This is a genomic window from Streptococcus jiangjianxini (assembly GCF_040225085.1).
Lineage (GTDB): Bacteria > Bacillota > Bacilli > Lactobacillales > Streptococcaceae > Streptococcus > Streptococcus jiangjianxini.
In genome coordinates this window covers 1-4,044 of record NZ_JBEHGL010000038.1, presented here as the reverse complement: position 1 = coordinate 4,044, position 4,044 = coordinate 1, and the positions used below count along the sequence as shown (strand labels likewise).

The 4,044-nt window shown below is 33.5% G+C and carries 3 protein-coding genes; all 3 read right to left on the bottom strand.

Annotated features, from left to right (window positions below; genetic code table 11):
• Positions 1–343: 343 nt before the first annotated feature.
• The 3 genes from ABP870_RS10405 to ABP870_RS10395 all read right to left on the bottom strand — a co-directional run bounded on the left by ABP870_RS10405 (position 344) and on the right by ABP870_RS10395 (position 2,565).
• A complete protein-coding gene (locus tag ABP870_RS10405; protein ID WP_350015292.1) occupies positions 344–979 on the bottom strand; it encodes a hypothetical protein in 636 nt (211 codons plus the stop codon).
• 400 nt (positions 980–1,379) lie between these two features.
• Positions 1,380–1,583, bottom strand: a complete 204-nt coding sequence (locus ABP870_RS10400) for a hypothetical protein (RefSeq protein WP_242259057.1) — start codon at positions 1,581–1,583, stop codon at positions 1,380–1,382.
• A 1-nt stretch (position 1,584) separates the two neighbouring features.
• Complete coding sequence (locus ABP870_RS10395; protein WP_350015291.1) at positions 1,585–2,565, bottom strand: protein rep; 981 nt, start codon at positions 2,563–2,565, stop codon at positions 1,585–1,587.
• Between the last annotated feature and the right edge of the window lie 1,479 nt (positions 2,566–4,044).

Here is a 4,044-nt window from a genome sequence, read left to right as displayed (position 1 = left end):
TCCTCCTTATTTCGCCTTCTAAACCATTTTAAATTTATTTACACAAATAAAAAAAGCCCCTGTGGGGCTTTTAAGGGGGGGATATAACGTTTCTATAACCTCAAATAGACAATGAAAAACTAAGTAAGAATAAAATAATTGAATATATTAGAAAAACACCATTATTTCTAGTTGTATATAGAGAATAAAAGAAACTACCTATCAAAAAAGTAATAATTCCTAATATAGAGAATTTAAAACCAAATATATTCATAATTTGACATAAATAACCTAAAGCAATATATAAAAAAAATGCGCATAGAACAGATTTTACATTAAATTGTAACTTTTTCATAAAATATCCCTAAGGTACATTTACATTATAAGACAATGAAAAACCAGGGATTTGAGACCCAATTGGAACAGTTCTAACCCCATTTTCAACAGCCCATTTTACAGTGGCAGCTGCAGATGCTGTTATTAAGGTAGCTGCTCCAGCTCCCCAAGGTCCAGCTGCCGCCAATTGCTTAGCATACCAACCAACATATCCACCTGCAAAAGCTCCAGCAGCCCATCCATTCATCGCTCTAACTTTAGGTCCTAAATGAACATATACTCCTACAAATCCCCTATATTCCGTTGTCATTACTCCCGATTCAGAAATACTCAACAAATCAAGTGCTTGACTTTCTGTTATATCTAAATCGGCAATTAATTGTTCTTTAGTTGCATTTAAAACAATATTTCCGTTTTTATCATACCCAAAATACTTTTGTAATTTTAAAGCATCTTCTGTTGTTTTTTCATCATAAGAATACTTACCATTTTCTGTGATAATATCAATTTCTTCTGCAGAAAAATTCAAACTATCGCTATTAATACTTTTTTCCGAAACATTATGTTGATATTCTTCCGCTAAAACATTACACACAGGAATAAAACTGCCACCAATACTCAAAGATAACATAACCACAGCAAAAGGTTTTAAAATCCTTTTCATAATTACCTCCTTGTTTGATTCCAAAAGTAAAAAACAGTTTAATTGTTATATAAATCTTTGAGTAATATAGTTTCCGTTTTTTCCTTTCCAACCCAAAGATATATCTCGTTTTTAATGTAACACTTATATAAAAAAATACAAGTCTATTTTTACCATCTTATTTTTGATATAATAAAGGGGTTAAGCTATAAAAATAAATACTAAAAGGGGTTTGGGGATTTCCCAAAAAGAAAAAAACGATAGCCTTTCCTAGCTACTACGAAGTGAGTTTAGGGACAGAGCTATCGCTTTGATTTTTGCGTTTGTGGCTACAAATGCTATGCTTGCCAACATAAGAAAAGCTAAGGTACCAGAATTAATCGAAAAGAAAAAAAGACCAATTTTATTGGTCTTTTTTTCTTTAACGAATGTATTTGACAGAACCTTTTAACACAACAACAGGTGTATCAGTTTCGTCATCAGGAAGCTCAACAATAAATTCATAAGGTGTTATCTTCAACAATTTCCCTTTAAGCATTTTGCCATCGATAAAGGCTATTTTAACCTCTTGTCCAACTTTTTCTGACAAGTAATATCGCTTCTTTTCTGTTTTTTCTTCAGTCATCTTAAACTCCTTTTATAAAATAATTAAGTTTATCTTGATTCCACATAGCAACAACAAGTGTACCTTGCGACAAATTACCATCGTTCGTGGTATGTATCAAGTCCCCCTCTTCGATACTATCCAACGCTAACTGTTTTTTGATTGTTTTAAAGAGACCGCCAAACCCTAACTGACGTTTTCGATAAAGACCTTGATACAAGTCATCAACCACTTGTTTATTCGTTAAATCAAAGTCCATGGGTTTAACAGGGTATTTAGCTGTTTCTAAAATCGCGCCGTTAATTCCTTTACCTGTATCTTTGACCACACGAATATCAACAATCGGTAAGTAATCAACCTTAAGCGATTTCGCCCATAAATGCCACCATTCTTCTTGTGAAATATAATTATCTTTCCCATTAAAATAATTAGGGCGAATCATCATCAAAACATGAATATGTGGATGGTAGGTTTTGGTCATCTCGTTATAAGTAACTTCAACCGAACGTAAATACCCCAGTAAATTACGTTGCACTTTTACCCGTTTAAACAAACGATCAAATGATTTAGTCAAAGAGTTCAACGTCTCACGCAACTCCTCACCAGGCACGTTCCGAACTGTCAAAGTTAAGAACAAAAAACGAGCTTTAGGTTTTTGATTTATCGCTTCATCAACAATACGTGACATCTGAAAAGAATACTTCATCGACCGTCGCCAATTACACATAGGGCATAATTTATTCTTACAAAAATAAGCTTGATAAAGCTTTAATTGTCCGTCCTCTTGTCGGATAAATTGCAATAATTCCCCACAAGAACGTATCCGGTCAATCAATGAATCCTTATACCCTAACTCTTTAAACATCTCCGCCAACTTCAAACTCATGATTTTACGACCTCGCCAATTACGGTCTTTTCCTTTTGCATTCGTATCAATTAGTATGATTTGGTTTGAATTGACCTCTTTGGATAAAGTTTGGTCTTGATTGGTGTGATTTGTCATGCTATAATGTGAGTACAGAAAAAGATTTCAATTTCTTTGATTTTCTAAAGCTTGTACTCTGCTCCTTCGTTATTAATTTTTTGTTTGCACCCTAAATTATAACACGAAAGCTTTAAGCAGTAAATGAGCTTTTTTTTGTGCTCAAAAAACAATAATATCAAGGGTTGAAGTGGTGTTAGAGAGTTGTTTTTTGCCCGTGAGTTATTTCTAAAAGTATCAAGATAAGAAGAAACTCGAAAATTTCTCCGAAATTTCCTCGCTTCTAGCTTCGCAAGCAATAAATAACGCCTAAGGCGTTTTTTTATTGCTAAAAGGCATGGTCAGAAAAACACCCCTGCTGACCTTTGCCACCTTAGGTGGCTGGTCTAGGGTGCATTTCCTCCCTGCCTTGGCAAAGAATTTTTGATTTTTAGCTTTTTTGCTGATATACTGAAGGTGCTTAAGGTTGAGGAACCTGAAACACATAATAAAAACACCCCAGTTGCAGCTGAGGTGTTTTTTTGTATCTTGCTCAAGGATACTCAGGCTATTTTTTACTTGTCGCTTCGTTCTTTTTCTTTTCTGATTAGCCATTCAGTTATTAAGTTAGATAGCACATTGACTATTAACGGAAAAAGAACAAGGGTGAGGAACCCATACCACATAACACTCACCTCCTAACTAAGTTCGCTAGTGGTAAGTTGCGACTCTAAAAGTATACCACAAACAAAAACATATTTTTGCGATAATCTCAAAAACAAAAAACACCTTAAATCTAAGGTGTTTTTTCATGTGATTTTTAAAAGAATGGGTTGATTTTTCTATAATTTTTACTATTTGTGTCTTTTGAAAAATTACCACCGTCCCATTAAAAGAGGGATTGACGGCTTGTGTCCTTAATTACCCCCCTATTAGTAAAATCCTAAAATAGGGTGTATTTAATTTTTAAGGGTCAATCTTGATTTCTCTAGATAATAGCCTATTATAGCATAAAATCACTCATCCGTAAATTCAAAAAACACCTTGCCTTTATTCCAATTTCCCTTTGACAGCAAGTAACCAGGGGCTACTTTATCCAAATTTGGGCAAGGGTTAATCCTAGCTCTTTCCTCCTTGCCAAATTTCTAGGATAAATCGCCCCTGCTTGCCGTCAAACGTTTTCTCGGCATAAATTACTGCTCTTAACTTTAAATCGCTTCTATTCCTCCTTATTTCGCCTTCTAAACCATTTTAAATTTATTTACACAAATAAAAAAAGCCCCTGTGGGGCTTTTAAGGGGGGGATATAACGTTTCTATAACCTCAAATAGACAATGAAAAACTAAGTAAGAATAAAATAATTGAATATATTAGAAAAACACCATTATTTCTAGTTGTATATAGAGAATAAAAGAAACTACCTATCAAAAAAGTAATAATTCCTAATATAGAGAATTTAAAACCAAATATATTCATAATTTGACATAAATAACCTAAAGCAATATATAAAAAAAATGCGCA